22 protein-coding genes, 1 pseudogene and 1 riboswitch are annotated in these 22697 nt (G+C 72.3%); of the genes and pseudogenes, 16 read left to right on the top strand and 7 right to left on the bottom strand.

The features are described from left to right. Positions 1–190 precede the first annotated feature (190 nt). Both P2424_RS00745 and P2424_RS00740 read right to left on the bottom strand, forming a co-directional pair. Positions 191–580, bottom strand: coding sequence for a TraR/DksA C4-type zinc finger protein (locus P2424_RS00745; protein ID WP_276473864.1), 390 nt, complete (start codon positions 578–580; stop codon positions 191–193). A 278-nt stretch (positions 581–858) separates the two neighbouring features. Further along, positions 859–2010 carry a S1 family peptidase gene (locus P2424_RS00740; RefSeq protein ID WP_276473863.1) on the bottom strand — a complete coding sequence of 384 codons (1152 nt, stop codon included), beginning with the start codon at positions 2008–2010 and terminating at the stop codon, positions 859–861. 423 nt (positions 2011–2433) lie between these two features. Here P2424_RS00740 and ctaD point away from each other — a divergent pair, with 423 nt between their 5' ends. Together ctaD and P2424_RS00730 are read left to right on the top strand one after the other, a co-directional pair. Next, complete coding sequence (gene ctaD / locus P2424_RS00735) at positions 2434–4170, top strand: cytochrome c oxidase subunit I (protein ID WP_276473862.1); 1737 nt, start codon at positions 2434–2436, stop codon at positions 4168–4170. Positions 4171–4178: 8 nt separating this feature from the next. After that, positions 4179–4526 (top strand): cytochrome C oxidase subunit I, encoded by a 348-nt coding sequence (locus P2424_RS00730; protein WP_276473861.1) that lies wholly within the window; start codon positions 4179–4181, stop codon positions 4524–4526. A gap of 64 nt (positions 4527–4590) precedes the next feature. Here P2424_RS00730 and P2424_RS00725 read toward each other — a convergent pair whose 3' ends face one another. Then, a complete protein-coding gene (locus P2424_RS00725) occupies positions 4591–5415 on the bottom strand; it encodes an SAM-dependent methyltransferase (protein WP_276473860.1) in 825 nt (274 codons plus the stop codon). 451 nt (positions 5416–5866) lie between these two features. Here P2424_RS00725 and P2424_RS00720 point away from each other — a divergent pair, with 451 nt between their 5' ends. Both P2424_RS00720 and P2424_RS00715 read left to right on the top strand, forming a co-directional pair. After that, positions 5867–6481, top strand: coding sequence for a hypothetical protein (locus tag P2424_RS00720; protein WP_276473859.1), 615 nt, complete (start codon positions 5867–5869; stop codon positions 6479–6481). 188 nt (positions 6482–6669) lie between these two features. After that, positions 6670–7254 carry a TerD family protein gene (locus P2424_RS00715; RefSeq protein WP_276473858.1) on the top strand — a complete coding sequence of 195 codons (585 nt, stop codon included), beginning with the start codon at positions 6670–6672 and terminating at the stop codon, positions 7252–7254. A 279-nt stretch (positions 7255–7533) separates the two neighbouring features. Here P2424_RS00715 and P2424_RS00710 read toward each other — a convergent pair whose 3' ends face one another. Further along, a complete protein-coding gene (locus P2424_RS00710) occupies positions 7534–8211 on the bottom strand; it encodes a GntR family transcriptional regulator (protein WP_276473857.1) in 678 nt (225 codons plus the stop codon). 144 nt (positions 8212–8355) lie between these two features. On the opposite strand from P2424_RS00710, the gene P2424_RS00705 reads away from it, so the two are divergent. The 4 genes from P2424_RS00705 to madM all read left to right on the top strand — a co-directional run bounded on the left by P2424_RS00705 (position 8356) and on the right by madM (position 12719). Further along, the gene (locus P2424_RS00705; protein ID WP_276473856.1) at positions 8356–9768 is read left to right on the top strand and encodes a malonyl-CoA decarboxylase family protein; all 1413 of its coding nucleotides are present in this window, start codon (positions 8356–8358) and stop codon (positions 9766–9768) included. A gap of 97 nt (positions 9769–9865) precedes the next feature. After that, positions 9866–11395, top strand: coding sequence for an AMP-binding protein (locus tag P2424_RS00700; RefSeq protein WP_276473855.1), 1530 nt, complete (start codon positions 9866–9868; stop codon positions 11393–11395). 156 nt (positions 11396–11551) lie between these two features. Further along, positions 11552–11953, top strand: coding sequence for a malonate transporter subunit MadL (gene madL / locus P2424_RS00695; RefSeq protein ID WP_276473854.1), 402 nt, complete (start codon positions 11552–11554; stop codon positions 11951–11953). Position 11954: 1 nt separating this feature from the next. Then, on the top strand, positions 11955–12719 hold the full coding sequence (madM, locus tag P2424_RS00690) for a malonate transporter subunit MadM (protein ID WP_276473853.1): 765 nt from the start codon (positions 11955–11957) through the stop codon (positions 12717–12719). 180 nt (positions 12720–12899) lie between these two features. On the opposite strand, the gene P2424_RS00685 is transcribed toward madM, so the two are convergent. Then, positions 12900–13592 (bottom strand): haloacid dehalogenase type II, encoded by a 693-nt coding sequence (locus tag P2424_RS00685; RefSeq protein ID WP_276473852.1) that lies wholly within the window; start codon positions 13590–13592, stop codon positions 12900–12902. 224 nt (positions 13593–13816) lie between these two features. On the opposite strand from P2424_RS00685, the gene P2424_RS00680 reads away from it, so the two are divergent. From P2424_RS00680 to P2424_RS00665, 4 genes and pseudogenes are all read left to right on the top strand, one after another. Next, positions 13817–14422 (top strand): ABATE domain-containing protein, encoded by a 606-nt coding sequence (locus tag P2424_RS00680; protein WP_276473851.1) that lies wholly within the window; start codon positions 13817–13819, stop codon positions 14420–14422. A gap of 78 nt (positions 14423–14500) precedes the next feature. Next, positions 14501–14962 (top strand): MarR family transcriptional regulator, encoded by a 462-nt coding sequence (locus tag P2424_RS00675; protein WP_276473850.1) that lies wholly within the window; start codon positions 14501–14503, stop codon positions 14960–14962. 109 nt (positions 14963–15071) lie between these two features. After that, the gene (locus P2424_RS00670) at positions 15072–16811 is read left to right on the top strand and encodes an MFS transporter (RefSeq protein WP_276473849.1); all 1740 of its coding nucleotides are present in this window, start codon (positions 15072–15074) and stop codon (positions 16809–16811) included. 126 nt (positions 16812–16937) lie between these two features. After that, a pseudogene (locus P2424_RS00665) lies at positions 16938–17309 on the top strand (FAD-dependent oxidoreductase); the annotation flags it as partial. Positions 17310–17524: 215 nt separating this feature from the next. Here the strand turns inward: P2424_RS00665 and P2424_RS00660 are convergent. Together P2424_RS00660 and P2424_RS00655 are read right to left on the bottom strand one after the other, a co-directional pair. Further along, on the bottom strand, positions 17525–18322 hold the full coding sequence (locus tag P2424_RS00660) for a lysophospholipid acyltransferase family protein (protein ID WP_276473848.1): 798 nt from the start codon (positions 18320–18322) through the stop codon (positions 17525–17527). Then, positions 18319–19077, bottom strand: coding sequence for a GNAT family N-acyltransferase (locus P2424_RS00655; protein ID WP_276473847.1), 759 nt, complete (start codon positions 19075–19077; stop codon positions 18319–18321). The genes P2424_RS00660 and P2424_RS00655 overlap by 4 nt, the downstream gene beginning before the upstream one ends. Positions 19078–19594: 517 nt before the next feature. After that, positions 19595–19777, top strand: a riboswitch (cobalamin riboswitch). Between the two features lie 29 nt (positions 19778–19806). Here P2424_RS00655 and P2424_RS00650 point away from each other — a divergent pair. The 4 genes from P2424_RS00650 to P2424_RS00635 are packed head-to-tail and all read left to right on the top strand — an operon-like array spanning position 19807 to position 22492. Next, positions 19807–20508: an energy-coupling factor ABC transporter permease gene (locus P2424_RS00650; RefSeq protein ID WP_276473846.1), complete on the top strand. Its 702-nt coding sequence runs from the start codon at positions 19807–19809 to the stop codon at positions 20506–20508. Next, positions 20505–20876: an energy-coupling factor ABC transporter substrate-binding protein gene (locus P2424_RS00645; protein ID WP_276473845.1), complete on the top strand. Its 372-nt coding sequence runs from the start codon at positions 20505–20507 to the stop codon at positions 20874–20876. The genes P2424_RS00650 and P2424_RS00645 overlap by 4 nt, the downstream gene beginning before the upstream one ends. A gap of 6 nt (positions 20877–20882) precedes the next feature. After that, entirely contained in the window at positions 20883–21632 is a 750-nt protein-coding gene (cbiQ, locus tag P2424_RS00640; protein ID WP_276473844.1) for a cobalt ECF transporter T component CbiQ, read from the top strand. Further along, a complete protein-coding gene (locus P2424_RS00635) occupies positions 21629–22492 on the top strand; it encodes an ATP-binding cassette domain-containing protein (protein WP_276473843.1) in 864 nt (287 codons plus the stop codon). The genes cbiQ and P2424_RS00635 overlap by 4 nt, the downstream gene beginning before the upstream one ends. Positions 22493–22697: the final 205 nt, after the last annotated feature.

Below are 22697 nucleotides of genomic sequence, written 5' to 3'. Positions count from 1 at the left end.
TCCGTGTGTGACTGCGAGTCGGCCAACCGGATCATAGAGATAAGTGCACGCTGAAACTCTTCTGCCCGTCGCCCGAGCGGACACTGTTTCCCACCTGTGACCACGCGCTGTTGTGCGATGTCCTGGACTCGATCGCTCGGAGGCAGGACCGGGCCCGCAAGGAGTGGCGAGTCGTCGGCCCGCCGCGGGGTCAGGTGTGTCGTGCGGCCGCGCAGCGCACGCAGGTGATCGCCGCGGGACGTGCCGACAAGCGCTCCTCGGGGATCGGCACCCCGCACTCCGTGCAGCGTCCGTAGTCGCCCCGCTTCAGGCGCTCCAGCGCCCGGTCCACCTCCACCAGGTGCTCCCGTGCCCGGGTCAGCAGCGCGGCGACGTGCGCCCGCTCGAAGGCCGTGCTCGACCCCTCGGGGTCGTGCTCGTCGTCGATCGCGATCAGGGCGTTGGCCTCGACGATCTGCTCGAACTCCCGGCTCAGGGCCGCGATCTGCTGTCCGGTTCCGGCGCGTTCCGCCAGGAGCACCTCCCGTGCCGCGGCCCGTGCCGCGGGGGAGAGTGCCGGATCGTGCGGTGAGTCAGCCACAAAAGGGGCAACGACGACACCGCGGCCCGGCATTCCCGGACCCTGGCGGCCCACTCCGACGGCCGAGGGACTCCGGCCCGCGAGCGCAGTCGGCCCGGTCCGACCGCCGGTGCGTGCGGCGTACGCGCCGCACGCACCGGCGGGGGTCCGGCACCGGGAGGGGTACCCCCTGGGGCCCTCCCGGTAATTCCGGCGGACGCCGTGCGATGCCGCGCCACCGCCACGGCGTGCCGTGGCCGTCCCGCGCGCCGTCCGCCGGGCTGCCGGTCGCGGGCGGGTCAGGCGGTGTGCAGCGTCAGGCCGTAGTGGTTCAGAATCTCGTTGATCGGCTGATACCAGGTCTCGCCGCCGCCGGAGCAGTCGCCCCAGCCACCGGAGGTGACGCCCTGTGCCTGGTCGCCGCTGATGAAGGAGCCGCCCGAGTCCCCGCCCTCGGCGCACACGCTGGTCTTCGTCATCTCGTGGACGGCGCCCTGGCTGTAGTTGACGGTCTCGTTCTTGGCGAGGACGGTGCCGCAGTGCCAGTGCGAGGTCGACCCCGACCGGCAGATGGAGGCCCCGACCGGTGCCTCGGCGGAGCCGCGGACGAGCTGGTCCGAGACCGTGCCCCAGCCCAGGACGACCGGAACCGTCCACCATCCACTGCCGACGTTGACCCAGGCGTAGTCGTTGCCGGGGAACGAGGAGCCCTGGAAATCGCCGATGTAGGAGCCGTCCCAGCCGTTGACCGCCTGGCCCGCCCCGCCGCAGTGGCCCGCGGTGACGAAGCCGCCCTGGACCGAGAAACCTATGGAGCAGCGGACGTTGCCGGTGTAGTAGGGGTCTCCGCCGACGGTGCCGGCGGAGAGGGTCGAGGGCGCGTGGTCCGTTGTGCGGACCGTCACCGGTCCCGCTTTGCGTGCCCGGGCCAGAAACTTCTTGACATCGTTGTCAGCTTGGTGGGAGCTGAGGACCTCGACCACGACGCGGTTGGTCTTCCAGTCGACCCGCCAACTGCTGACCCCGCTGGGCGCGTCGAGGGCGTCGATGCGCTTCTGTACGGCGTCCAGCTGCTTTGCGGTGCGGTCCACCAGGTTCACGGTCGCGCCGGTGGCCCGCACCGCCGCGGCTCTTTCGCTGTCGGCGACCGCCACGGTCAGTTTCCGGGTCTTCGGGGAGAACCAGGAGCCCGCGTAGGCGCTCCCGGCCGCTCGCTGCGCCCGCTTCTCGGTGGTCCGCGCCTGCTTCTCGGCGGCCAGCCGCTTGACGGCCTGCTGCTCGCTGAGCCCGAAGTCCCGCTGCATGGCGTTCAATACACCGTCGGACGCGGGGGTCTTCTCGGTCTGCGGTCGCGCGTCCGCCGCCGTCGCCGGGAGCAGACCGGCGGCCACGAGGGCTCCTCCGGCCAGCAGCGCGGACAGGAGGGCGCGCGGGGTTCTGGTGCGTCTCATGGATCGGCCTTTCGTTGTTCCAGTCTGTCGTGGGGGTGGAACAGCAAAGCCTGGGAACGATCCCGGGAGATGCCGCTGCGCAGATTAGCGACGGATCATGGACAGGTCCATGCCAATGTTGCGTCGGTTTTCCGCCATCGGCCGGGCAGCGGACGCGCCTCGGCCCGGGAGGGACGGCTGCGACGCCGGTCCGCCCTCCTGTCGGTGCCTGAACCCCGTTCGGGCGTCCGGCCCTTACGTGCGGATGTGCCGCGGAGCCGGAAGTCGGCGGGCGTGTCGAACCGTTGCCCGGACGGGCTCGGGTGCGCGGGGTCGGCGAGACACGCGGAGGAGAGGGCCGGAGACCTCAGTAGCGTCACTTAGAGTAGGTATTCAAATGCAGTGAGTCATCAACGGGTCGATGTTCACCCGCCAGGAGCAGACATGTCCACCTCGCTGGTTTCGCGGCCGTCCGGTTCGCGCCCGTCCGGTCAGCGGCGTCCTGGCCACACCGTGGTGCGGTGGCTGACGACAACCGATCACAAGACGATCGGCAGCCTCTACCTCATCACGTCGTTCCTCTTCTTCCTGATCGCCGGTGTGATGGCGCTCGTCATGCGGGCGGAGCTGGCGCGTCCGGGCCTGCAGATCATCTCGCCGGAGCAGTACAACCAGGCCTTCACCATGCACGGCGCCATCATGCTGATCGTCTTCGCGACGCCCCTGTTCACCGGGTTCGCGAACTGGATCATGCCCCTGCAGATCGGGGCGCCGGACGTGGCGTTCCCCCGGCTGAACGCCTTCTCCTACTGGGTGTATCTCTTCGGCTCGCTCATCGTGCTCGGTTCGCTGCTCACGCCGCAGGGCGCCCCGGACTTCGGCTGGACCGCCTACTCGCCGCTCTCCGACGGGGTGCACACACCGGCCGTCGGCGCGGACATGTGGATCATGGGGCTCGCGTTCTCGGGATTCGGCACCATTCTGGGGTCGGTCAACTTCCTCGCCACCATCATCTGCATGCGCGCTCCCGGGATGACGATGTTCCGGATGCCCATCTTCACCTGGAACGTGCTGCTGACCGCCGTGCTGGTGCTGATGGCTTTCCCGATCCTGACCGCGGCGCTGTTCGCGCTCGAGGCCGACCGCAAGTTCGGAGCGCACATCTTCGACGCCGCGAACGGTGGAGCGCTGCTGTGGCAGCACCTGTTCTGGTTCTGGGGGCACCCGGAGGTCTACATCATCGCGCTGCCGTTCTTCGGCATCGTCTCGGACATCTTTCCGGTGTTCGCCCGCAAACCGGTCTTCGGCTACGTCGGACTCGTCGGCGCCACCATCACCATCACCGGGCTGTCCATGACGGTATGGGCACACCACATGTTCGTGACCGGCGGCGTGCTGCTGCCGTTCTTCTCCTTCATGTCCTTCCTGATCGCCGTACCCACCGGGGTGAAGTTCTTCAACTGGATCGGCACCATGTGGAAGGGATCACTCTCCTTCGAGACCCCGATGCTGTGGTCGGTCGGATTCCTGGTGACCTTCCTCTTCGGCGGCCTGACCGGCGTGCTGCTGGCGTCACCGCCCATGGACTTCCACGTCTCCGACTCGTACTTCGTCGTGGCCCACTTCCACTACACCGTCTTCGGCACCGTCGTCTTCGCGATGTTCGCCGGGTTCTACTTCTGGTGGCCCAAGTGGACCGGCAGGATGCTCGACGAACGCCTCGGCAAAATCCACTTCTGGACCCTGTTCGTGGGCTTCCACGCCACCTTCCTGGTCCAGCACTGGATCGGCGCCGAGGGTATGCCCCGCCGCTACGCGGACTACCTGGCGGCCGACGGGTTCACCGCGCTGAACACGTTCTCGACCATCGGCTCCTTCCTCCTGGGTTCGTCGATGCTCCCGTTCCTCTACAACGTGTGGAAGACCGCCAGGACGGCCGAGCGCGTCCACGAGGACGACCCCTGGGGTTTCGGCCGCTCTCTCGAATGGGCCACCTCCTGCCCGCCGCCCCGGCACAATTTCGTCACCCTGCCCAAGATCCGGTCCGAGTCGCCCGCCTTCGACTTCCACCATCCGAACATCTCGGCACTCGACGACAGCGAGAACCTCGACCGGCCCCGGGCGACCGGTTCCGGTCCGGGGCGGCATGGCCGAGGGCAGTTGCCCGAAGCCGAGAGCTGAGACAGACCGTGGGCGTCAGGAAGCCCCCCGAAGAAGAGGCCGGCGACGGCGTCCGGCGGATCGAGGGCTATCTGCTGTGGCAGCGGCATCTGAGCGACGCCCGGGCACGGGCCGAGCACGCCGTCGCCCCGTTGGACTGGCTCACCGGAGCGGAACGCGAGGATGTGGTCCGCCGCCTCGCCGAGGCCCTCGCGGACACCTCCCGTGCCGCCCTGCGGGAGACGGCGCAGCGCGCCGACTCCCTGCGCCGCGAATACGAGGACCGGTACGCCGTGCTGAAACGGAGAGTCGTGGGCTGGGCGTTCTGCGGCCTCGCCGTCGTCGGATTCGTCAACAGCCTGCTGCTGATGAGGTGACACGCGGACCCGGCGGGCACGAACGGCGCGAGGGTGCCCAGCGTTTGACGGAGCGCCTCCGCGCTCAGCGTTTGACAGCCACCCCGGCCCATACTCCGGCCTCGGCCGCGGAGATGGTGCCGGGGAGCTGCCGGATCGGCCCCACGTCGAGGTCCATCCGCCATTCGCACGTCGGAGTGATACCGGGATCCAGCAGGTCCAGGCCGTCGAAGAAGAGCGCGGTCTCCTCGCGGGTCCGGAACTGGGTGGGGGTGACGGCCTTGCGGTAGTGCTCGGCCAGCGCAGCCATCCGGCCGTCGTCCATGTCGAGCGCCGCGTGCGAGAGCACCAGCGCACTGCCCGGCGCCAGGGGCGTGAGCAGATGGCGCATGAGGGCGTACGGATCGTCCTCGTCCGGGATGAAGTGCAGCAGCGCCACCACCGACAGGGCTATCGGGGCACCGAAGTCGAGGGTCAGGTGCGCGCGTTCCAGGATCCGCTCCGGTTCGCGGATGTCCGCCTCGATGTAGTCCGTCTTGCCCTCCGGCGTGCTGCTCATCAGCGCACGGGCATGCGCGAGAACGATCGGATCGTTGTCCGAGTAGACGACGCGTGCCTCGGGGGTGATCGCCTGGGTCACCTGATGCAGGTTGGGTTCGGTCGGAATGCCGGTTCCGATGTCCAGGAACTGGCGGATGCCGAGGTCCTCGGCGACGAACCGGGCGGCCCGGTGCATGAACTCCCGGTTCTGCCGGGCGGCGACCATCGCGTGCGGATTCGCGGACAGCGCGGGCACCGCCGCCTCGCGGTCCACGGCGTAGTGCGTCTTCCCGCCGAGGAAGTAGTCGTACAGGCGGGCGGTGTGGGGTTTGGTACCCGGTTGCGGAACCTGGTGACCTGCCTCGTCCATCGTGTACTCCTCACCTGCGGCAGTAATGGATCACCATCATGGGGCAGTTCGGTCGGCTCCGTGCAGCTTCTGGGCTGATTCGTGCGGGCACGGCGCACAACGGCACATCGCAAGGGGGCCTCATACGGACTTCGGCCCGGACGTCGCCGGGAGCCCGGCGAGCCGGACCGCGCTGCACAGCGCGTGAGCGCTCCGATGCTTCCGGGGGGCTTTCGTGCCCGCGCCCGCTCGCACGGCAGGTATCCGCGGAGGGCCTCTCCGTCGGTTCCTCGACCCTCGCCGGCACCGCGTCCTGAGCACTTGGGGGGCGCTGCCGGCCGAGCACACCGCCCGGAGGCGCGGCACGCGTGGACAGCCCCCCGTCACCTGCGGGGATGAGGATGTCGCCCCGAACGAGGGAACGCGTGGGCGAAACCGCCCTCGCCCGGGCGCCGACCGCCAGGATGCGGCCATGTCGTCATCGCGTCTTCGCTCTCTCGCCCGCCGGGCGCTGCCCCTCGTCCTGGTCGCCCAGGCTGCTCTCGGCGCGGCCGCCGCCGCTCCGGCCGCCGCGTGCCCCGGGAGCGCCTGCGGCGGTTCCGTCGTCGTGGCTCCGCTGTCCCAGGAACCGTCCGACCCGGGCCCGTGCACCAGCCCGGAGAAGGTCGTGTGCATGATCCGGGCCGAGACTCCGGCGGAGCGCGCAGAGTCCCGCGAGGTCCGGATGCGCTACCACGCGCTGCTGGGCGAGATGGATCGTACGGAGTGCGAGATGCGCGCCCAGGGCCGCTCGGAGGAGGAGATCGCCCGGAAGTTGGTGCGGATGCGCAACGAGGCCAAGGAGATCACCCGCGCCGGTATGTCCCCGGAGGAGACCAGCCGGCTGGAGGAGCGCAACCAGGAGAAGTACGGTAACCCGCTGGGCCCCACAGCGGACCAGCTGCACGCCAAGTACGGCTCCTGGCGAGCGGTCAGTGACGCCGCGACCCGCTCCAGTCGTGCCGTGGACGGCGAACTGGGGCTGGAGTACCGGCCCTGCCCCTGTGGTACGGAACCGTCGACGCGCACAGCGGCCCCCCTCGGCTGACGCCGCGCAGGCATGCGGAGGCGGTGTCGGGCTGTCGTCGTTCCGGCCGGTCTTCCGTGCGGGGCCGGAACCTTCGCGCACGGTCGGCAGTTCTACAGTGCTGTAGACGCCGGTTGTCAAGACCGCCGGCCGAGAAGCGAGCCGGAGCAGTCGCCCGGGCTCCACCGTCCCAACCTGGAGGCTTACGCATGATCACGCTGACGAAGGAAGACGAGCCGGCCGACCTGGACGGCGTCACGCACCTGTCCATCGGCGCGTCCTGGGATCCCACCGCGGGAAGCAGCGGAGGCGTGCTGGGCAAGATCCGCCGCAAGGCGGGCACCGACCTGGACCTGATCGCGATCGCCATGCAGGGACAGGACCCGGTACGGATAGCCGGTCTGGACTCCCTCGACCCGTTGGGGAACGGATCGCTGCTGCACACGGGGGACAACCAGACCGGCCACGGGGACGGGGACGACGAGACGGTGACCGTCGAGTTCGAACGGATCCCGTCCAACATCACCTCCGTCGTCTTCGTCGCGGCCGCCTACAAGAGGGGCAGCGCGTTCCAGCGGGCGCGGAACATCAGCTTCAAGGTGTACGACGCGACCGGCGGCAGTTCCCAGCAGGTCGCCGACATCTGGCCGAGTCTGCTCACCGACGACAACGCCTGCGCTGTGGCCAAGGCGATGCGGGTCGGTACCGGCTGGAAGCTCAAGGTGATCAACGAGACCGGGAAGGTCAAGCAGGGCAACGAGCAGTCCCTGATGCGCTTCGCCGTGGACAAGTGACCGGCGCGCGGCAGCTCCCCCGCCGGGCCGCCGGGTCCGGGCGGCCTTCCGTGCGGTGAGGTGGGCCGCCCCGCACCGCACGGATCCGCCGCGGAGCAGCCGACGACCGCGGCGATGCGATGTATCACGGGGGGCGGCCGCCCGCGGCTGCCCCCCGGGCATGCGCCCCGACGCCCGGAGCGCGCGCCCTCGACGTCCGATCGGTCCGCCCGGCCCCGCGGCGCCTGCGGCGTCCGCGCGCACCGATCGCCCGCGCCGTCGTCCGGACCGGGGGCGGGCTCAACCGGTGCCGAGTGCCGACCGGTTGAGGTGTCTCCACGTCCGTATCAGCTGACTGAACTCCTTGACCTGGACCAGGACGTGGTCCCGCGCCGCGTTCTCGGCGGTCTCGGCGTCGCCGCTCGCGATCGCCTCGGCGATCCGGCGGTGCTCGGTCAGGGAGCGCCGCATACGGTCGGGCACCCGCAACTGCAGCCGCCGGTAGGGCTGCAGGACCCGTTTGAGCGCGTGTACCTGCTGGCGCAGATATTCGTTGCCGCAGGAGTCGTAGACGATGCCGTGGAAGCAGGCGTTGGCGTAGTAGTAGCGGTCGGCGTCCCCGGCCAGTGCGTGGACCTCGCACTCGCGGAGCGCGTGTCCGAGCTCGTCCAGTGCTTCCTGTTCGATGCGCCGGGCGGAGAGCCGCGCCGCCATCCCCTCGAGTTCCGCCATGACTTCGAACCGCTCGGCCAGTTCGGAGACGCTCAACTCGGTGACGTAGGTGCCCTGTTTGGCGCGGATCTGCACCAGGCCGGACCGCTCCAGCGCCTGGAGGGCTTCCCGGACCGGGGTACGGGAGCAGCCGAACTCCCTCTCCAGCCGCGCGGGGTCCAGCCGCTCGCCGGGGCGGTAGCGGCCGTCGACGACGGCGTTCTCCAGCGCGTCCCGTACACGCTGGGATTCCGGGACTCGAGCCATGCGCACCTCCGAACGGTCAGGTTATCCCGTCATCCGGGACGCCCAGGGGGTAGCGCGCCTCACTCCTGTGCTCTACGGTGCGGCTGTTATATACATCACGCCCCATGATGCATATCCAGGGGCGGCGGCGCGCGGAGGGCGGGAATGGAACCCCAGGACGGCAGGCTGCTGACCGAGCAGTTCCGGAATGCCGGCAGCCGCCCGGACGACCCCCCGGTGGCCGGGGATCTCCGCCACCGCCCCCTGGACCGGTTGTCGGCGGCCTGCGAGATGCTGATGGGGCATGCGGGCGAAGCCTCGATGCGCACGGTGGCGGCAGACGCCCTCGCTGCCTACGGCGAGCTCGACGACCAGGGGAAGCGGGAGTTCTTCACCCGCATCACCAGCGCCTACGACGCCTCGCCCGACCGGATCCGGAGCGCCTTCCACCGATGGGAGGCGGCCCGCAGCCGCGGATCCGGTGGCGAGGAGGAACTGGTCCAGCTCTTCGACGAGGTCGAGCCGCCCCGTCAGCTGCTGCTCCGCCGGATGAACCACGCTCCCGGCGCCACCCTCACCCTGGTCGGCATGCGTGCGGATCTGCGCCGGCTGATGCGCTCCGACCCGCGGCTGCGGCCCCTCGACCACGACTTCCACCACCTGCTCACCTCCTGGTTCAACCGCGGCTTCCTGCGGATGTCGGAGGTCGGCTGGGAGGCGCCCGAGGAACTGCACCAGTACCTGCTGCGCGGCGAGAAGGTGCATCCGATGGCGGGCAGGGCCGAACTCCGGCGCCGCCTGCAGCCCGAGGACCGCCGCGTCTACGCCTTCTTCCACCCGGCCACCGGGGACGTGCCGCTGATCTTCGTGGAGGTCGCCCTCGTCCGGGGGATGCCGGACAGCATCGCGCCGCTGCTGGAGCCCGGACCGGTACTGGACCCCGCGCACGCGGACACGGCCGCTCTCTACTCGATCAACAACGCCCTGGAGGGCCTGGCCGGAGTCTCCTTCGGCAGCTTCCTCATCAAGCAGGTCATCGAAGACGTGGGGGAGCAGCTTCCGCAGCTGCGGCAGTTCGCCACACTCTCGCCCGTCCCCGGCTTCCGGCGCTGGCTCACCGAACAGGCCGGGCGGGAGGCCGAACTGCGGACGCTGCTCGCGGAGCTGGAGGCCGCGGGGCGACGGGCGGACCCCGCGCCGCCGGACGCCGGAGGGACGCGCTCCCGGCTCCTCCCGGTGCTGGCCCGGTACATCGCCCTCGAACGGCACGAGGACGGGCGCCCGCTCGACCCGGTCGCCCGGTTCCATCTGGGCAACGGGGCCGCCGCCTGGCAGGCCAACTGGCCGGCGAACAACGCCCCCGAAGCCTGGCGGCAGTCCTTCGGCGCGATGGTCAACTACCGCTACGAACCGGAGCAGGTCGAGCAGCGGCACGAGGACTTCGTCCGCCACCGCACCGTGGCACTGGGCGGCCCGCTGCGGGCCGCCCTGCCGCACCACGCCCGGTCCCCGGCGGCGGGAACCGACGCGGCCGACGACTCGGCCGCGAAGGGCGGGTCCCCGCCCCCCGGGAGTTGACGCCCGCATATCGGCGGCCCATTCCGCGTCGCGTGCCGGGCGGACCGCTCAGCGCACCTGTGCCGACCACGCATACCGACAGAAAGGAGCACCCCGGATGGCACCCTTCCCGACCATCCACCGGGCCTTCGCCGAGCAGGCGGAGCGGCGGCCGGACAAGCCCCTCTTCGACCTGCCCGGCGGGCGGGTCCTCACCTACGGCGACACCGCACAGGCCGTGCGCAGGATCGCCGCCCGGCTCGTCGCCGACGGCGTCGTCCCGGGTGACCGGGTCGCCATGCAGGTGGAGAAGTCCCCGGAGGCCGTCGCGCTGTATCTGGCCACACTGCGGATCGGTGGGGTCTTCCTGCCGCTCAACCCCGCCTACACCGGTGCGGAGACGGACTATTTCCTCCGCGACGCCGAACCCCGGGTGCTGGTCTGCGCCCCGCGGCACAGGACCGCACACGCGCACCACGAAGCAGCCGGACTCGTGATCGAGACCTTGGGCACCGCGGGCGACGGCAGCCTCCTCGACGCCCCGGAGGACAGTGAGGGCGCACAGGCCCACGAGGCGGCGGCCGACGACCCGGCGGCGATCCTGTACACCTCCGGTACGACCGGCCGTTCCAAGGGCGCGGTACTCTCCCACCGCAACCTGGCCTCCAACTGCCGGGAGCTGCTGGAGAGCTGGCGCTTCACCGCGGAGGACCGGCTGATCCACGCCTTGCCCGTCTTCCACATCCACGGGCTGTTCGTCGCGGCGAACATGGTGCTGACATCCGGTGCCTCCATGCACTTCCTGCCGAAGTTCGACCCGGACCAGGTCCTGGACCTGCTGCCGACGGCCACGGTGCTGATGGGCGTGCCCACCTTCTACACCCGGCTGCTGAAGAACGAGCGCCTCACCCCGGAGTCCTGCGCCGCCATGCGGCTCTTCGTCTCCGGCTCGGCTCCGCTGCTCGCGAGCGACCACGTGGCCTTCGAGGCCCGTACCGGCCACGCCATCCTCGAGCGCTACGGGATGACGGAGACCGGGATGAACGCCACCAACCCCTGCACCGGCGGCCCGCGCAAGCCCGGTACGGTCGGCAGGCCGCTCCCGGGCACCGAGATCCGGGTGGTGGGCCCCGAATCCGGCCGGGTGCTGCCCCACGGCGAGGTCGGCAGCATCGAGGTCCGCGGGCCCAACGTCTTCACCGGCTACTGGCGGATGCCCGAGAAGACCGCATCGGAGTTCCGTGCCGACGGGTTCTTCGTCACCGGCGACCTGGGCCGCTTCGACGAGGACGGCTATCTGAGCATCGTCGGTCGGGGCAAGGACCTGGTGATCTCCGGTGGTTACAACATCTACCCCAAGGAGGTCGAGGAACTGCTCGACGCCCACCCGCAGGTGCAGGAGTCCGCCGTGATCGGGGTTCCGCACCCGGACTACGGCGAGACCGTGGTCGCCGTAGTGGTCCCGGTCCCGGGGCGGCGGCCCCGGGACGGCGAACTGCTGGACTTCATCGCGGGCGACCTGGCCCGGTTCAAACACCCGCGTGCCGTCCGCGTCGTCGAGACGCTGCCGCGCAACGTCATGGGCAAGGTGCAGAAGGCCGAACTGCGCGAACGCTACGGAGACCTGTTCGCCAGGGTGGGCGCCTGACCCCAGGAGCCCGCAGCCCCCATGTCCCCACGCCTCGCGGCGAGTCCCGCCTCGGCGGTTTCCACGCCCCCAGGGGGCGCCACGCGGACCGGACGGCCGCCGCCCCCCGCCTCTTGAAGTTTCCGGTTTCAACAGTCTCTCAGTGCGGAGAAGACGATGGTTATCCATGGAGTGGCAGCACTGGCGCTGTGCCTGCTCGCGGGCACGCTCGTCGGTGAGGTGCTCGGCGCCGCTGTCGGTGTCGACGCCAACGTCGGCGGAGTCGGGTTCGCCATGATCATGCTGGTGCTGGTCACCAGTTGGCTCCGGAGGAAGGGCCGGTTCCCCGAACCCAGCGAGCAGGGAGTCCTCTTCTGGAGCGCGCTGTACATACCGATCGTCATCGCCATGGCCGCCACCCAGAACGTGGTCAAGGCGGTCACCGGCGGTCCGATGGCCATCGTGGCGGGCCTCGCCGCGCTCCTCGCGGGAGGCGCTCTGGTGCCGGTGCTGGGACGGATGGGCGGGACGGCGGAGCCGCTGCCGCCGCAGGCCTCCGAGGAAAAGCAGGAGGTCTGAGATGGACACGCTCGTCTCCGTCTTCGAGGACAACGGTCTCCTGGTGGCCTTCGCACTGATCGGCGGGCTGATGATGCTCTCCGGCTGGCTCTCGAAGGCGCTGACCCGGGGCCGGCTGCAGGGGTCCGCCATCGCCATCCTCCTCGGCCTGGTGCTCGCCTACTGGGGAGGCGCGGCGACCGGCGGTGAGGACGGGCTGGCCGACTTCGCCGCGTTCTCCGGGCTGAGCCTGATGGGCGGTGCGATGCTGCGGGACTTCGCCATCGTCGCCACCGCGTACGGCGTCGACCTGCAGCAGATCAAGCGGGCCGGGCCGGCGGGCGCGCTCTCGGTCCTGCTGGGAGTGCTCGTCTCGTTCGCGGCGGGGTCCGTCGTCGCGGCGGCCTTCGGGTACACGGACGCCGCGTCGATGGCGACCATCGGAGCCGGCGCGGCCACCTACATCGTCGGGCCGGTGACCGGCACGGCGGTGGGCGCCGGTTCGGAGGTCATCGCGCTGTCGGTGGCGGCCGGTCTGGTGAAGTCCGTCGTGGTGATGGTGGGGACGCCGCTGATCGCGCCCATGATCGGCCTGAACAACCCGAAGTCCGCGATGGCCTTCGGCGGTCTGATGGGCACCACCTCCGGCGTGGCGGGCGGCCTGGCGGCCACCGACAAGCGGCTGGTGCCCTACGGTGCCATGACGGCCACCTTCTACACCGGCGTGGGCTGCCTGCTCGGCCCCTCGCTGCTGTACGTGACGCTGCGGGCGATCGTCGGCGGATGAGGCGGTCGGCCGCCCATCGCGGTCCCGGTGCGCCGCACACGTCGGTCCCTTCAGCGGTGGCGCGCAGGAGCGCGGGGGAGGGGCGCGCCGCCGGCCGTACGCCCAGCTCGCCGTCCGTCCTGCGATCTGGACGCCGGTGCCGCCCCGCCGATCGGCGGGGCGGCACCGGCGCGGAGGCCGCTACCCCGCGGTGAGGGCGGTCGCCAGTTCCTCCAGGCCGTGCGTCCGCAGTTCGAAGGTGTCGCCCGGCGCCGGAGGATCCCCGACCGGCCGCTGGACGTAGGCGGTGCGCATCCCCGCCGCCTGGGCGCCCCGGAGGTCCCAGGCGTGTGCGGCGACCATCAGCACCCGTTCCGGCGGGCAGCCCGCCGCCTCGAGTGCGAGCCGGTAGACCTCGGGTGCGGGCTTGTAGGCGCGGGCGTCCTCGGCGGAGAGCGCCTGGTGCCAGCGCAGGCCCGCGAACTGGTTCAGCCGAGGGAGCACGGCGCGAGCGGCGTTGGAGAGGCCCAGCACGGGGAAGTGCCGCGCGATGCGGGCGAGTCCGCTCTGTGAGTCCCCCCATGGGGGCAGCCGTCGCCCCGCGGTGGCCAGCCGCTCGACGGCCGACGGATCGGTGACTCCGGCGCGATCGGCCACCCGGTGCGCCGCCTCGCGGTCGATGACGTCGGTGCCGGCGTAGGCCCGGCGCCCCTCCTTGACGCGTTCCTGCTCGTACGCGACGTGCTCGTGCCATACCGCGAGCAGCCGGTCCGCCGACGCGTCGTCGGCGTCGGGCACCGCCTCGCGGACGGCGGCCCGGAGCCCGCCCGGCTCGTCGACCATCGTTCCGAGCACGTCGCATACGACGACCTCGATATCGGGTGTCCCGGCCATCCGGTCTCCTGCTCCTGGCGCCGGTCCGGCGGTGGGCCCGGCTCGCTTCACGGACACCGGTGCGCCCGGGGGCCGCCCGGTGCCCGTGCACGCTCCGCGTGGAGGCGGAGGACGGGTACGGCGGACGGTCCGGCGCACCGGACGTCTCCGTCACTGGTTCAACTGGTGACGGGAGTCGCTCGGCGATTGTTGCGCCGCTCCGCGTCACCGGTCAAGATGGTGATGTGAGATTCGCCTTCGTCAGCGGCAACGCGGCCTTGGACCTGGTGGGCACCGTGGGGTACCGACGGGATGAGCCCGTGGACCTGCTGGATGCCCCTGCCGCCCTTGAGCAGTGGGTCCTGGAGTGCGAGGAGCTGCCCGACCGGGTGACCGCCGATGCCGCGGACCTCGCCTTCGCGCTGCGGTTGCGGGAGGCCGTCCACCGCCTGGCGCTCGACCGCCTGGCGGGCCGCCCCTTCGCGCCGGCCGAGCTGGACGTCGTCAACAGCGCAGCCGCGGGGCCGGTACCCGCGGTCGAGCTCGGCGACGGAGGCCTGCGCCGGTCGGGAGATCTGCGCTCCGCGCTGGTCCAGGTCGCCCGTGGCGCAATCGCCGTGCTGGCCGACCGCAGCGTGCCGCTGAAGGAGTGCGGCCGCGCGGGCTGCACCCGCCTCTACCTGGACCGCTCGCGTGGGGCGCGCCGTACCTGGTGCGGTATGGACGCCTGCGGCAACCGCGTCAAGGCTGCCGCCTACCGTGCCCGCAGGCAGGCGGCGCGGCAGGGCCCCGGCGCCGACGAGAGCCGGGCCGCTCGGCGGGAGGAACCGGGGTCTGACCGCCGCCGGTAGAGGGGGCGCTCGGGCTGCCTCGACGGTCCGCCGGACCAACAGATTGATTCCCTCTACATCTACATGCATAATGCGGCTATGCATAAGCGGGTTATGGACACCGGCGCCGTTCGGAACGTGTCGCCGGAGGAGCTGATGAGCGCCGTGGAGCGGATCGTGCGCCATGTGCGGCACAGCGCGACCGCGGGCGGGCTGAGTACCGCGGCCTCCTCGGCGCTGGGCCGGCTGGGCCGCGAGGGCGCGCAGCGCCTCTCCGAACTGGCCCGGGCCGAGGGCGTCTCGCAGCCGAACATGACGCAACTGGTCACCCGCATGGAGCGGGCGGGACTGGTGCGGCGCACCGCCGACCGGAGTGACGGGAGAGGTGTCCTGGTGGCGGCCACCGACACCGGGCTGGAGGTCTTCCACCGGCGGCGGGCCGAGCGCACTCGCGCCCTGACCGAGCTGATCGACGAGCTGGCGGAGCCGGAGCGGCAGGCGGTGGACGTCGCACTTCCGGCCCTGGCGCGCGCGATCCAGGGCCACTGGTCGCGGTCCTGACCCCTCCCGGCGGTAGCCCCTCCCGGCCCCGTCCCGGGTCGCTCCCGGCTCCTGCCGACCCTGCACCCTGCGCGGCCCCTGCCCCCAACTGTGCGGAAGAGAAACGGACATGAGTGCCTCGCACGACGATCACGCGAAGCCCGGAAAGGCCGCGAGCCCGTTCAGGCAGCCGAAAGCCGTCTGGGCCGTCGCCTTCGCCTGCGTCATCTCCTTCATGGGGATCGGCCTGGTGGATCCGATCCTGCCCGCCCTGGCCGAGAGCCTGGACGCCTCGCCCAGCCAGGTCTCCCTGCTGTTCAGCAGCTACCTCATCGTCACGGCCGTGGCCATGCTCGTCGTCGGCGCCGTCTCCAGCCGAGTCGGTGCCAAGCGCACCCTGGTGGTCGGGCTGGCCGTCATCGTCACCTTCTCGGCACTGGCCGGGGCCACCGACTCCATCAACGGGATCGTCGGCTTCCGCGCGGGCTGGGGCCTGGGCAACGCGCTGTTCATCGCCACCTCCCTGGCGGTGATCGTCGCCTCGGCCAGCGGCGGATTCGCCGGTGCCATCATCCTCTACGAGACCGCGCTCGGCCTCGGCATCGCCGTGGGCCCGCTGCTGGGCGGTGAGTTGGGTGCCATCAGCTGGCGCGGCCCCTTCTTCGGCGTCTCCGCTCTCATGGCCGTGGCGCTGATCGCGACCCTGGCGTTCGTCTCCGACCCGCCGAAGCCCAAGCGCCCCATCTCGCCGGCCGCCCCGCTCAAGGCGCTGCGCCACCGCGGGCTGCTGACGATGGGCATCATGGCTCTGCTCTACAACTGGGGCTTCTTCACCATGCTCGGCTACGCGCCCTACCCGATGGAGCTGAACGCCCATCAGCTCGGACTGGTCTTCACCGGCTGGGGGCTGTTGGTCGCCGCCTTCAGCGTGCTGGTGGCGCCCCGGCTGCAGGCCCGGTTCGGCACCGCCCCGGTCCTGTACGCCAATCTGCTCGGCCTCGGCATCGTGATGGCGTTGATCGCCGCCGGCGTCGAGACCCCCACCGTGGTCGTGGTGGCCGTCATCGTCAGCGGTGCCTTCATCGGGATCAACAACACCCTCACCACCCAGGCGGTCATGCTCGTCTCGCCCGTCGAGCGGTCGGTGGCCTCCTCGGCGTACGGGTTCCTGCGCTTCATCGGCGGCGGCCTGGCCCCCTACGTGGCGGGCAAGGTCGCCGAGGCCACCGACCTCGGTGTGCCCTTCTACATCGGCGCGGCAGCCTTCCTGCTCGCCATCCCGGTGCTGGCCAGCGGCCACCGGCTGGTCCGACAGGCCGAACAGCGCACCGTCGAGGGCGAGTCCGTCGGCCCCACGCTGACCCCCGTCGGCCCGCAGGCCGCGGGCGCCGAACCCCCGCTCATCGTCGCTGTCGGCGCCCACGGCCGTGCCACGGCCGTCGTCGAGGCCGCGGCACGGCTCGCCCGGGACTCCGGCAGCCCGCTGCAGATCGTCCATGTACAGCAGACGGCCGTCGTCGAGGAGCAGGCCGTCGAGACCGAGACCCATGACCAGGCCCGCGCCGCGGTCACGGCACACCTCGACCGGCTCGCCGGGCGGGGAGTCCCCGCCACCGGCCAGATCCTCACCAGCGTCGGCGACCGCGCCGCCGCCGGACGCGCCCTGGCGCGGCACGCCGCCGACGCGGGCGCCACCACCGTCGCCGTGGGACGCTCCCCGCTGGGCGCCGTCACCCAGTTCGGCGAGGGCAGCCTCACCACGGCCCTCACCCGTGCCGCCACGAGCACCGTCGTGCTCATCGACCCCGACAGCACGCCCCGGCCCCTGACCGCGAGCGCCCTGGCGGAGCTGCGCAGCGGCAGCGCCTGAGACCGGGCGTCCCGCGGCCGTGCGGTGCGGTGCCGACCCGCGGCCGCGGGCACGATCGGCGGTTTCGGGCACTCGGCGGGCGGGAACCGGTCCTGGGCCACCGCGCCGCACGAAGGAGCCCGCACGATGACGCGACCCCGCAGCCGACCGGGCCCGGCCGGACAGGCCGGCGGATCACTGCCCCGGCACTGTGACGTCGTCGTGGTCGGCGCCGGTCTCGCGGGTCTTGCGGCGGCGCGCCGGTTGCGGGACAGCGGCGTGGAGGTCGTCGTCCTGGAGGCGGGCGACGGAGTGGGCGGGCGCATCCGCACCGACGCGGTGGACGGCTTCCTGCTGGACCGGGGCTTCCAGCTGCTCAACACCGGGTATCCTCAGCTCGCCCGGCAGGCCGACCTCGAACGGCTGCGGCTGCACGCCTTGCCCAGAGCGCTCCGGATCCGGACCGGTGGGCGCTGGGCGAGGCTGAGCGATCCGCGTCGGCAGATCAGCGCGGTCCCCCGGCTGCTGCGTGCGAGTCGGCACAGCGCGCCGCGGCTGCGGTCCGCACCCGCCTGGGCGCCCATCGGCGGGCCGTCCCCGCGGCACCCGCGGACGGGTGATCCGATCGCGCCGGTCACCCCGCGCGGGCTCCTCTGCCGCCGACCGCGGCCCGGACTCCGCGGAGCCGCACGGCCGCTCCTCGGAGTCGGACCGGTCCCGGGCAGCCGTACGCTTCACGGGTGGGCGGGCGCGCCGGTGCCGCGGATCGCCGTATGTGCGGCCGCCGCCAGGGCACGACGATCCCGCGCCGGGTGCAGCGCGGGATGCGGCGTGACGCGTACCGCCAGGTCCCGGGCGCTGATCACCCGGTGCAGCGAAGCGGCGAACGTGTCCTCGCCGAGGAAGGCCGCCACCGTACTGGGCTCGCCGCACTGCCGGTAGCTGACCGTCACCGGCCGCACGGGCGCTTCGGCGTCGACGGCGGCCTGGAACAGGGCGCGCCGGAATCCACTCCCCGACTCGGTGCACCATGTCGTGCCCTGCGGGAAGACCAGGACCGATCGGCCCGCGCGCAGCACGGCCGCCACCTGCGCCACCGTGTCGGGCAGCGTGCGGATCCGGTCCCGGTCGATGAACTGCACCCCCGCGCGTTCCGCCAGGGGTCCGAACAACGGCCACTGCGCCACCTCCCGTTTGGCGAGCGCGGTCGCCGGTTCGACCGCCAGCAGCGCGAGCGCGTCGAGCCAGGAGATGTGGTCGGAGACGATCAGCGAACCCGCCTCGCCCGGACGCCGGCGCGGGCCCGAGACGGATGCCGGGGCCTCCAGCGTGGCACCCAGCGCCCGGATCACCCCCTTGGCCTGGGTGCGCAGCACCTCCCCGGAGGCGAGGCGCGGACCGCTCGCCAGCCCCCGGAGCAGCGCACCGGCCAGTGCCGCGTACCGGCGGGCCCGCACGCCGGTGGCCACCGGCGGCACCCGGTGGGCTGCGCACCGCACGGTGCAGGGCGAGGCCACGGTCCAGCAGCTCATCCCGGCTCCCCGAGGAAGTAGCGGTGGTAGCGGTCGTTCAACTGCTCCATGTCGAGGATCACGAAGAAGTCGGCGACGCCGAACTCCGGGTCGTGGGCGGGAGCTCCGCACACCCACGCGCCGAGCCGCAGGTAGCCGCGCAGCAGCGGCGGGAGCAGCGCGGTGCGGGCCCCGGCAGGCTCCGTCACCTGCGCCGGCGCCGACGGCTGCCACGGGCGGTGCGGGAAGACCTCCATGCCGGAGGGCGGCGCATGGCGTGCGGCGCACAGCGCCCACGTGTGCGCCGCACTCCGCCCGCCGTCCGCCAGCGGCACCGAGGCACAGCCCGCCAGGTAGCGATGCCCCGACAGCAGCACGTAGCGGGCGAGCGCCGACCACATCAGGTTGATCACTGCTCCGGACCGGTGGCCGGGATGCACGCATGACCGTCCCGCCTCGATCATCGACGTGCGGAGCCCTGCCAGCGCTCCCAGGTCGAACTCGCCGTCCGCGTAGGAGAGCCGGACCCGTCCCGGCGGCAGGAGGCGGTAGGTGCCGACGACATCGCCCGTCGCGGTTTCCGTGACGATCAGATGGTCCGCGACGGAGTCGAAGGCGTCCCTCTCGAGGCCGGACGAGCGGGACCCGGCAGCGGCTCCCATCTCCCGGCCGAACACCTCGTGGCGGAGCCGCTGCGCGGCCCGCACCTCGGCCGCGGAGTCGGCGACGGCGGCGGTGTAGGCGGCGCTTTCCCTTGCTGTGGATGAGGTTGTCATCAGTGGTGTCCCCTCAGCAGGCTCGTGCCCGGCCCGGCGGGCCGGGCCGCGTGGTGCGCGTGCCCGGGCCCGTGCGGGCCCGGCGTTCTCGCGGCGGCACGGGACCCCGGTTCCCGGGCGGTGGGGCTCGCCCGGCGTCCTCCGGGAGCACGTCCCGCCAGGTCATGAGTAGCGCCGCGGGCGGGCCGGCCGGTGGCGCCCAGGCGTCAGCGGCCTGAACCGGGGGTTCCGGCTCGGCGGGTACCGCGGCGGGACGAGCCGGGCCCGGGGATCTCTCAGGGCGGATCGCCGCGTATCGTGCCCCTCCCGCACCCCGTGCACGCGTCGCCGCCGGCCGGCCGTACCCGGTCCGCCGCGCACGTGTGCGATCGGTGCCGCGAGAGCACTCCGCCCGCGTGTGAACGCCCGTGCCGGTCCGCGCCGGTGCGCGGCCCGCCGGGGTGCGCGGCCCGGGACGCGGAGGTGACCTCAGCCTTCGCACTCCCTGCCCCCGGCTTGTCACCTGGCGTGTGTGCGACTAGTGTCGCCACGCCTTGGTGAACGGGAAATCCGGTGCGATACCGGTGCGGCCCTCGCCACTGTGATCGGGAATGCCGGCTCCGGCCCTTGCGGGCAGCCACTGGGTCCTCGGACCCGGGAAGGCGGAGTGCGGGCGGTGTACCCGTGAGCCAGGAGACCGGCCAAGGCACGTCGTCCATCCACGAGGTGCTGGAGAGGGTCTGCTGAGCCATGCACATAGCCGAGGGTTTTCTGCCTCCGGTGCACGCGGTCGCCTGGGGCGTCGCGGCGGCGCCGTTCGTCGTCCACGGAGCCCGGTCCCTGACCCGTGAGGTCAGGGAGCATCCCGAGAGCACGTTGCTGCTGGGAGCCGCGGGTGCTTTCACGTTCGTCCTGTCGGCCCTGAAGCTGCCATCGGTCACCGGCAGTTGTTCCCACCCCACCGGTACCGGTCTGGGCGCCATCCTGTTCCGACCGCCGATCATGGCCGTGCTGGGCACCATCGTGCTGCTGTTCCAGGCGCTGCTGCTCGCGCACGGCGGGCTGACCACGCTCGGCGCCAACGTCTTCTCGATGGCGATCGTCGGTCCGTGGGCCGGCTACGGGGCCTACCGGCTGCTGCGGCGCTTCGGCGCGCCGCTGATGGTCGGAGTGTTCGCGGGCGCGTTCGTCGCCGACCTGTCCACCTACTGCGTCACCAGCGTGCAGCTCGCGCTCGCCTTCCCCGACCCGAGCAGCGGCTTCCTCGGCGCACTGGGCAAGTTCGGTTCCATCTTCGCGGTCACCCAGATTCCGCTCGCGATCAGCGAGGGGCTCCTCACGGTGCTCGTCATGCGCCTGCTGGTGCAGTCCAGCAAGGGCGAACTGACCCGGCTGGGCGTGCTCCTGTCGGGCGGGCGGAAGCGGACCGAGACGGAGGCGGCGGCACGATGAAGCGCAACACCAGGATCAACGCGCTGCTGCTCGTCCTCGTGGCGGCACTCGCCGTCCTGCCGCTGGCCCTGGGGCTCGGCGACGACAAGGAAGAGCCGTTCACCGGATCCGACGCGCAGGCCGAGACGGCCATCACCGAGCTGGAGCCCGACTACGAGCCGTGGTTCTCGCCGCTGTACGAACCACCCTCCGGCGAGATCGAGTCGGCGCTCTTCGCGCTGCAGGCAGCGCTCGGTGCGGGTGTCCTGGCCTACTACTTCGGACTGCGCCGGGGTCGCCGCCAGGGGGAGCAGCGGGCCGCCCGGGCGCGGCCGGCGGGCGAGCGCACCGACAGCGGCGCCGACGAATCCGCCATCGGGCGGGTCTGAGCCGCTGTGCTGCCCATCGACGCGGCGGCGCACAGCAGTCGCTGGCGCCGCCGCCACCCCGTGGACAAAGCCGTGCTCGGGCTGGGGCTGACCGTCCTGGCCATCTCGCTGCCGCCCTGGCCCGGCGCGGCACTCGTGCTCGGGACGGCGCTCACCGTGCTGCTGGGCCCGGCAGGGGTGCCGGCGCGCAGGCTCTGGCGGGCCTACCGGGTGCCGCTGGGCTTCTGCGTGACCGGAGCGGTCACTCTGCTGTTCCAGGTCGGCGGCCCGGACGCGTTCGTCTCCCTGGCCGACGGCGGCCCTGCCCGCGCGGGCCGGCTGCTGCTGCGCACCTCCGCGGCCTCGCTCGGCGTGCTCCTGTTCGCCTTCACCACGCCGATGTCCGACCTGCTGCCGCGCCTGGTCCGGGCCGGAGTGCCCGCGCCCGTGGTGGACGTCGCGCTGATGACGTACCGCACCGGCTTCCTGCTCCTGGACTCCGTGCGCCGCGTCCGGGAGGCGCAGGCCGCCCGGCTCGGACACACCACACGGTCCGCGCAGTGGCGCTCTGCGGCCGGGCTCGGTGCGATCGCTTTCGTACGCGCCTTCGACCGGGCGGCCCGGCTCCAGGCCGGCCTCGTCGGACGGGGCTACGAGGGAACCCTGCGCGTCCTGGTGCCCGAAGCGCGCGTCTCCCCCCGCTTCACCGCCGCGAGCCTGCTGCTGCTCGCCGCCGTCACCGCAGCCACCCTCGCACTGGAGAACCCGCTGTCATGAACGAGCCGGCCCTGGTCGCCCTGCGGGGCGTGTCCTTCGCGTACGAGGACGGCCCGGTCGTGCTCGGCGCCCTCGACTTCGAGGTGCACGAGGGCCGCGCCCTCGCCCTCCTGGGTCGCAACGGCAGCGGCAAGACCACCCTGATGCGGCTGCTCAGCGGCGGGTTGCGGCCTCGGACCGGGCAACTGGCGGTGGCGGGCGACCCGGTCCGGCACGACCGCACGGGCCTCACCCGGCTCCGCACGGCGGTGCAGCTCGTCGTGCAGGAACCGGACGACCAGCTGTTCGCCGCGTCCGTCGCCCAGGACGTCTCCTTCGGGCCGCTCAACCTCGGGCTCCCCGCTCCGCAGGTACACGAGCGCGTCCAGGAGGCGCTCACCGCGCTGGACATCGCGGCACTCGCCGACCGGCCCACCCACCTGCTCTCCTACGGCCAGCGCAAACGGGCCGCGATCGCCGGCGCGGTCGCGATGCGCCCGCGGGTGCTGATCCTGGACGAGCCGACCGCGGGGCTCGACCCGGACGGCCAGGAGCGGCTGCTGACGACCCTCGGCGAGCTGCGGGACGGCGGCACCACGGTGGTGATGGCCACGCACGACGTGGACCTCGCGCTGCGCTGGGCCGACGACGCCGCGCTGCTCACCCCGGGCGGGGTGCGCTCCGGGCCGGTGGACGCCGTCCTCGCGCGCCCGGAACTGCTGCGCGAGGCCGGTCTGGGACTGCCCTGGGGCATCGCCGCCCGGGAGCTGCTGCTGGCGTACGACGTGCTGGAGGATGCCGCTTCCGCCCCGCGCACCCCGGCCGAACTGGCCGCTCTGGCCGCGCTGCGAGCCGCCCCCCGGACCCCGGCCGAGGGGTGAGCCCCGTTCCCCCGTCGCGTGCCGTCGGCGCCCGCCCCAAGCGCGAGCCTCGGGACGGCCGTCCGACGGCACCGGACGCCGCGGGCACGCCCGGTCCGCGTGCCCCGGTGCGGGGCCGGTACCGCACCCGCGTCCGTGCCGGTCTCCGTGCTGAGCACGGATGCGGTGCGCATGCTGCCGGGGAGAGGCTGTGACCACAGCGATC

The sequence above is a fragment of the Streptomyces sp. WMMB303 genome (assembly GCF_029351045.1).
GTDB lineage: Bacteria > Actinomycetota > Actinomycetes > Streptomycetales > Streptomycetaceae > Streptomyces.
Note: the sequence above shows the minus strand (reverse complement) of the source record. Positions and strands in the feature narration are given on the sequence as shown.

Bases quoted from the DNA above. Each gene is read 5' to 3' on its own strand.
- P2424_RS00655 (WP_276473847.1), bottom strand. From the start codon at position 19,077: ATGACAACCTCATCCACAGCAAGGGAAAGCGCCGCCTACACCGCCGCC.
- P2424_RS00685 (WP_276473852.1), bottom strand. From the start codon at position 13,592: ATGGCCGGGACACCCGATATCGAGGTCGTCGTATGCGACGTGCTCGGA.
- madM (WP_276473853.1), top strand. From the start codon at position 11,955: ATGGACACGCTCGTCTCCGTCTTCGAGGACAACGGTCTCCTGGTGGCC.
- P2424_RS00700 (WP_276473855.1), top strand. From the start codon at position 9,866: ATGGCACCCTTCCCGACCATCCACCGGGCCTTCGCCGAGCAGGCGGAG.
- P2424_RS00650 (WP_276473846.1), top strand. From the start codon at position 19,807: ATGCACATAGCCGAGGGTTTTCTGCCTCCGGTGCACGCGGTCGCCTGG.
- P2424_RS00645 (WP_276473845.1), top strand. From the start codon at position 20,505: ATGAAGCGCAACACCAGGATCAACGCGCTGCTGCTCGTCCTCGTGGCG.
- P2424_RS00675 (WP_276473850.1), top strand. From the start codon at position 14,501: ATGCATAAGCGGGTTATGGACACCGGCGCCGTTCGGAACGTGTCGCCG.
- P2424_RS00715 (WP_276473858.1), top strand. From the start codon at position 6,670: ATGATCACGCTGACGAAGGAAGACGAGCCGGCCGACCTGGACGGCGTC.
- P2424_RS00670 (WP_276473849.1), top strand. From the start codon at position 15,072: ATGAGTGCCTCGCACGACGATCACGCGAAGCCCGGAAAGGCCGCGAGC.
- P2424_RS00705 (WP_276473856.1), top strand. From the start codon at position 8,356: ATGGAACCCCAGGACGGCAGGCTGCTGACCGAGCAGTTCCGGAATGCC.
- madL (WP_276473854.1), top strand. From the start codon at position 11,552: ATGGTTATCCATGGAGTGGCAGCACTGGCGCTGTGCCTGCTCGCGGGC.
- P2424_RS00660 (WP_276473848.1), bottom strand. From the start codon at position 18,322: ATGAGCTGCTGGACCGTGGCCTCGCCCTGCACCGTGCGGTGCGCAGCC.
- P2424_RS00725 (WP_276473860.1), bottom strand. From the start codon at position 5,415: ATGGACGAGGCAGGTCACCAGGTTCCGCAACCGGGTACCAAACCCCAC.
- P2424_RS00720 (WP_276473859.1), top strand. From the start codon at position 5,867: ATGTCGTCATCGCGTCTTCGCTCTCTCGCCCGCCGGGCGCTGCCCCTC.
- P2424_RS00740 (WP_276473863.1), bottom strand. From the start codon at position 2,010: ATGAGACGCACCAGAACCCCGCGCGCCCTCCTGTCCGCGCTGCTGGCC.
- P2424_RS00635 (WP_276473843.1), top strand. From the start codon at position 21,629: ATGAACGAGCCGGCCCTGGTCGCCCTGCGGGGCGTGTCCTTCGCGTAC.
- ctaD (WP_276473862.1), top strand. From the start codon at position 2,434: ATGTCCACCTCGCTGGTTTCGCGGCCGTCCGGTTCGCGCCCGTCCGGT.
- P2424_RS00710 (WP_276473857.1), bottom strand. From the start codon at position 8,211: ATGGCTCGAGTCCCGGAATCCCAGCGTGTACGGGACGCGCTGGAGAAC.